Source organism: Pseudoalteromonas sp. OOF1S-7, from assembly GCF_022347765.1.
Lineage (GTDB): Bacteria > Pseudomonadota > Gammaproteobacteria > Enterobacterales > Alteromonadaceae > Pseudoalteromonas.
Genome location: NZ_JAKRFZ010000002.1, coordinates 486,816 through 492,840, shown reverse-complemented (window position 1 = coordinate 492,840; position 6,025 = coordinate 486,816). Strand labels below are relative to the sequence as shown.

Sequence of the window (6,025 nt, the reverse complement as noted above, 5' to 3'; positions counted from 1 at the left end):
CCTATACAACCAATGCGATCTTGACTTGGTCGACTGTAGAAATGGAGTGTAATTTTGCGAAGTAATGGAATGTGCCTCAACGTCCGCTGGGTTAGCGCCTTAATTATTCTAATCTCAATGTTGATATCGTCAGTTTCCTGGGATGTTTTTTATAATCAGTTTGATGTCCCTAAGTGGATTGTATTTGATGTCTTTGTTGGTATATTGCTGGCTTATGCTGTTATTCAAAAGGTCGATATTGACATTACCCCACTAGGTAGCCTGTGTATTGGATTATTGCTCCTGATGTTTGCTTCATTGCTGCATGCGGTCAACCATTATGAAGGAACGGTGCTTATTCTCCGCTTTACGGGGTGTGTATTAGCCTCATACATTCTGCTAAAGTGCGTATGGCAAAAGAGTGGTGTCAAGCTATTGTTCGATAGCGTTATCTTTTCTTCCGCAGTTTTTTCGTTAATTTACATTGAATCTCGGGTAAATGATTACGATGTGATTCACGCAACAGCATTTTCTTCATTTGGGTTTATCAATAATCTAGGGCAGGTTTTAAATATTTGGTTGCCTGTGCTCGTTGCTGCTATCTTGTATCAGGGTAGGCTAAACGCTCGGTCTGTTTGTGGTTTCATCTCGTTTATTATTTGTATTTGTGCGTTATTGGAAGCGGGTACACGCGGTACGATATTAGGTTTATTGCTGGGCGAGACGGTGTTGTTTTTGCTTATTTTGGGTAAACTCAAACGCCGGGCATTTACCTACCTTACTATCACAGCCAGTTTGCTTGCTGGCAGCATTGCATACAGCCAGGTAGATAGTTATTTAGGTGGAAGGCTGAGTCACAAGATTGAGAGCATAAAAAACCTGGAAACTGGACGAGGGGAGCTATTTGTCAATACGATTGATATGATCCTTGATAAACCACTGGGTGTTGGCGTCAATAATTTTGAGTATATTCATCCTAAATATGCAAAGCTTGGGACCGATGCTGTCTCTCCCATGGTGGGAGAAGACTTAGTTCTAAAAACGCCACACAACATAGTACTGAAGTTTTTCAGTGAAACGGGTTGGCCTGGAGGGCTAATTTTTGCTGCGATACTTGCCTTGATACTATTTAAATCAATGGTGAATGCTTACAAAGGAAATCAGACTGATCGATGGTTACTGGTTGCTGTGATTTCTGCTTTGTTCCACTCAATGTTTACTGCACTTTTTTTGACTCCCGGAAGTCTATTTTTTGCGACACTTTTGTTTTCGTTTGTATTATACAGAAATAAGGAATTAGCCGGAGAAGATACACCAGTAAAACAGCGTATCAGGTTTAAATATTTACCTTTATTTATCGCTTCATATACGGGCTTTTTTGCATCGAACCATTTGGCTAGTTACTATGCCCACATCGGATATATATCTGGCAATCAGTTATATATACAACGTAGCCTCGCACTAAACCCTTACGACAGCAAAGCATTGTTTGACTACTACATACTTCAGCGGCATTTGCACAAAGATAACGAGCAAGCATTGCAGGCACTTGAACGCTTTTTATCATTGTATCCATACCATACAAGCGGGCTTCTTGCGGCAGCCGAACTGATGGTGCAAAACCAGGACTATGCAGGCGCGGTGCGTAAGCTGGATGACCTTTTAGCATTCTATCCTGAGCAAATTCGTGCTCAGGAGATAAAGGTCGTAGCTCAAAAGAAACTGGAACAGCAGTCTGCGCTTTAATAGTAGGCCGGATTGGGAAGGAATGTTCCCATTAAGTTTTTGTAAAAAAAGAAAAAAATGTTGTTTGGAATAATAGGACTTGATAGACTTGCTTTGCTATTTGGACCTGCAATAGTTCCAATATCAATAATAATACATAATTCAGGAAGAAGAAAATGACTAAGGATATACCTTCATGGATGTTTGCGATTGTTATGGCAGCGTCGCTTTCAGCATGTGGCTCAGGAGGCAGTGAAGATAAAACACAAGCCGGTGAAAATAATACCAGTACTGACCAGCCTGTCACACCTAAGCCAGAGCCCAAACCGGATCCTACCCCCGGTAAAGCAATACATACTGTGTCCCAAGCGACACAAGCTCAGCCCGTAATACAAAGCACTTCTTCTGGACGTCACGATCTAAAAGCCTCGACGGTCATCGTGACGCAGAAAGCAAGTTCCAACAACTTCCAATTAGACAATGCTCAAACCGCTCTAGACTAACTTTATAAGGGAAATTATGTTTAAAGTTAATGCGTTAGCCGCAATTATTGCGGCTGCCAGTGCTATATCTATGCCTGCAATTTCAGCACAATTAAATCACCAAGGTACGTTGACTAACTCGAACACACAAGAAGTCGTCAACGATACTCTGACCATAACATTTACACTTTATGCAAATGAACAAAGCCTCTGGCAGGAAATCAGAGAAGTTCAAGTCGTAGACGGTCAATATAGTGTCCGTCTCGGGGAAAACAACGATATTGATGCCGCAATATTCCAAAACACAGAACTGGAGTTGGGTATCAAAGTGGGTGACGATATTGAAATGTCCCCTCGGTTGCGTATTGATACAGTACCCAGCGCGTATTACGCCGAAGTATCAGGGTCTGTGCAAGGTGCAGTTGATGCGACACAAGTTTCCGTTGCAGGGATCCCGGTGATTAATGAGAACGGCGAGTGGGTTGGTTCTACAGTTGGCCTGAAAGGTGAGCCTGGAGCTGATGGTCGTGATGGTGTCGATGGTAATGATGGCGCGGACGGTAAAGATGGCGCTGATGGCCAAGATGGCGCTCCTGGTGCAAATGGCCTTGATGGGGCTAAGGGCGAAAAAGGAGACCAAGGTGAAAAAGGCGAGCAAGGTGAAAAAGGTGAGCAAGGCGAAAAAGGTGAGCAAGGTGCCGATGGTGAAAAAGGAGACAAAGGCCTCCAGGTTAAAGGTGCATGGACAGAACTTGCGGCTTACGTTGTTGATGACTTAGTCAGTTTTAACGGCAGTGCTTATATCGCTATTGCTGATGTTGCTGCTGTTGAAGCGGGGGGAGACGCCAATCCATCGCCGGATGTTGCTGCACAATGGTTGCAATTGGTTGCAAAAGGCGAGCAAGGTGAAGCCGGGGCTGATGGAAAAAATGGCACGGATGGTCGTGATGGCGTCGATGGAGAAAAAGGCGACCGAGGTGAGAAAGGAGACACTGGCGAGAAAGGTGATCAGGGTGCCAAAGGCGACCAGGGTGAGAAAGGAGACCGAGGCGAGAAAGGAGATCCCGGTTTGAAGGGGGACCCGGGTGTTAAAGGTGATCAAGGTGAAAAAGGTGATCGAGGTGAGAAAGGTGACCAGGGTAACCGGGGTGAAAAAGGTGAAAAAGGCGACCAAGGTGAGCAAGGTGAAAAAGGTGAGAAAGGTGATCGTGGCCTGACCATTAAAGGCAGCTGGTCTTCTGAATCTGCTTACAACATGGATGATGTTGTTGTTTATGAAGGACTGGCCTATGTTGCCCGGGTAAATATTAGTGGTACTCAGGAGTCTGGTTCGGTCAATGATGCGCCATCTGTTTCTAATGACTGGTTGTCGCTGTTTGCCGGTGTTGGATCTGGCATGCCAGGTAAAGATGGTCTTGACGGTAAGGATGGCAAAGACGGTCAGGACGGTCAGGACGGTATTGATGGCCAAAACGGCGAACGCGGCGAAAAAGGCGATAAAGGTGACAAGGGCGATCAGGGTGACAAAGGTGATCGAGGTGAACAAGGCGAACGCGGCGAAAAAGGTGATCAGGGTGACAAAGGAGAAAAGGGCGACAAAGGTGACCGAGGTGAGCAAGGTGAGCGCGGCGAAAAAGGTGATCAGGGTGACAAAGGTGAAAAGGGTGACAAGGGTGACCGGGGCCTAACGGTAAAAGGAACGTGGTCAGCTGAATCAGCCTACAGCACGGATGACGTAGTAGTACATGAAGGACTGGCGTATGTTGCTCGTGCAGATATTCTGGCGACTCAGGAGTCTGGCACTGTAAACCCTGCCCCCGCACTGTCCAACGACTGGTTATCGTTGTTTGCCGGCGTTGGCTCAGGTATGCCGGGTAAAGATGGACTGGATGGTAAAGATGGCGCACCAGGTAAAGATGGTGTTGACGGTGCCCCTGGTGAGAATGGTGCGCCCGGGAAAGATGGTGCTCCAGGTAAAGATGGTGCTCCAGGTAAAGATGGTGCTCCAGGTAAAGATGGTGCTCCAGGTAAAGATGGTGCTCCAGGTAAAGATGGCGTTGACGGTGCCCCGGGTAAGGATGGCGCACCTGGAGAAAAAGGGTTACAAGCACGAGGTGTTTGGAATGCACAATCAGGTTATCAAATTGATGATGTCGTTACTTTCCAGGGCAGTGCATATATAGCATCAGTCGCCATTGTGGAAACTGATGGTGATAATGTGTCTCCGGAACAAGATACACAGCGCTGGCACCTGCTGGTCGCTAAAGGAGCAACGGGTATTAACTTCATTGCTGCAGGTTATCTGTTGACCACAGAGTACCTGACAGGAGACGTGATTAACTATATGGGCAGCGCCTTTATAGCGACTCAGGAAGTCATTGGTGTTCCACCGCTCGACTCTGAAGGTAACATACAACAGCCATGGTCCATATTAGCTCAGGGAGTGGACTACGACGTTGAACAGCTTGTTAAACGTACTGAGTTACCTGATTTTGAATCGTTTGCGCTCAGCTCTGATGTGGCGCAAATGTTGGCCAGTTATGTTACGGAATCACAAGTAAATCAAGCTCTGGCTGTAAAGGCAGACCAAAGCGGTGTTGATACCGCGCTCGCTGCTAAGGCAAATCAAAGTGATGTGGATACCGCGCTCGCTGCTAAGGCAAATCAAGGTGATGTGGATACCGCGCTCGCTGCTAAGGCAAATCGAAGCGATGTGGATACTGCGCTCGCTGCTAAGGCAAATCAAAGTGATGTGGATACCGCGCTCGCTGCTAAGGCAAATCGAAGCGATGTGGATACTGCGCTGGCTGCTAAGGCAAATCAAAGTGATGTGGATACCGCGCTGGTTGCTAAGGCAAACCAACGCGATGTGGATACCGCGCTCGCTGCTAAGGCAAACCAAAGCGATGTGGATACCGCGCTGTCGGCCAAGGCAAACCAAAGCGATGTGGATACGGCACTGGCTGCAAAGGCAAACCAAAGTGACGTTGATACTGCATTGGCGAGTAAAGCGGATCAGGCTGATATGCTGACAGCCCTGTCATCAGTGCTTAAGTTTACGCCTTCTAAGCTTGCCTGGGCACCGGAGCATACCTATCACATTGGTGAAGTTGCACGTGTGGAGTTAAGCAACAGTCTCTATGTAGCAAGTCAGGAGATCACAGCATCAAGCTCTGAAAAATCGCCAATTCTGGATTCCGAACGCTGGTCTTTATTACTTAAAGGTAATTCATCGAGTGTTAAAAATGTAATCTTTGTTACAAGTACTCAGCACACCGGTGACCTGGGAGGAACAAGGGGTGCAGACAGTATTTGTAATGCATTGGCAAATAGTGCAGAGTCAAAGGTCCCGTCGGGCACTTATAAAGCATTACTGAACGTGTCGTATGACAAAGTAAGTAGCTCAGCAAGTGTATATAATATAAATGGAGATTTGGTTGCCAATAGCGGTTCGGATTTATGGAAAGCCAGTGCTTCCCCCCTGCTCGCAGGTATTATATATGATGAAAAAGGAAACGATGTATCGGGAGCTCGTGTGTGGACAAATATGAATTCTCAAGGAAACTCGATTCACTGGAATGCATGTGGAGGCTGGACCAGTGACAGGCCTTACGATGTATATAGCTACGAGGGAGCTATGACGGGGGTTGCAGGAGCAACTTCTTCCGTATGGGTTGCAAATAGAAATTACAGTTGTACGCTAAATGCACGACTGTATTGTGTTAAACAGTAAAAGACGACTGCTCAAAATAACAAAAAACCCGGCTTTTCATAGCCGGGTTTTTTGTTATTTGCATCACACAAAGAAATCTAAGTAAAATACAGATCAATATTGAAAA

3 protein-coding genes are annotated in these 6,025 nt (G+C 46.3%); all 3 read left to right on the top strand.

The features are described 5' to 3' along the window. Window positions 1-54: 54 nt before the first annotated feature. The 3 genes from MHN33_RS04860 to MHN33_RS04850 all read left to right on the top strand — a co-directional run bounded on the left by MHN33_RS04860 (window position 55) and on the right by MHN33_RS04850 (window position 5,919). Complete coding sequence (locus tag MHN33_RS04860; protein ID WP_239396494.1) at window positions 55-1,725, top strand: O-antigen ligase family protein; 1,671 nt, start codon at window positions 55-57, stop codon at window positions 1,723-1,725. Between the two features lie 155 nt (window positions 1,726-1,880). After that, a complete protein-coding gene (locus tag MHN33_RS04855) occupies window positions 1,881-2,207 on the top strand; it encodes a hypothetical protein (protein WP_239396472.1) in 327 nt (108 codons plus the stop codon). Window positions 2,208-2,223: 16 nt separating this feature from the next. Continuing rightward, a complete protein-coding gene (locus MHN33_RS04850; RefSeq protein ID WP_239396470.1) occupies window positions 2,224-5,919 on the top strand; it encodes a hypothetical protein in 3,696 nt (1,231 codons plus the stop codon). Window positions 5,920-6,025: the final 106 nt, after the last annotated feature.

Bases quoted from the DNA above. Each gene is read 5' to 3' on its own strand.
- MHN33_RS04850 (WP_239396470.1), top strand. From the start codon at position 2,224: ATGTTTAAAGTTAATGCGTTAGCCGCAATTATTGCGGCTGCCAGTGCT.
- MHN33_RS04855 (WP_239396472.1), top strand. From the start codon at position 1,881: ATGACTAAGGATATACCTTCATGGATGTTTGCGATTGTTATGGCAGCG.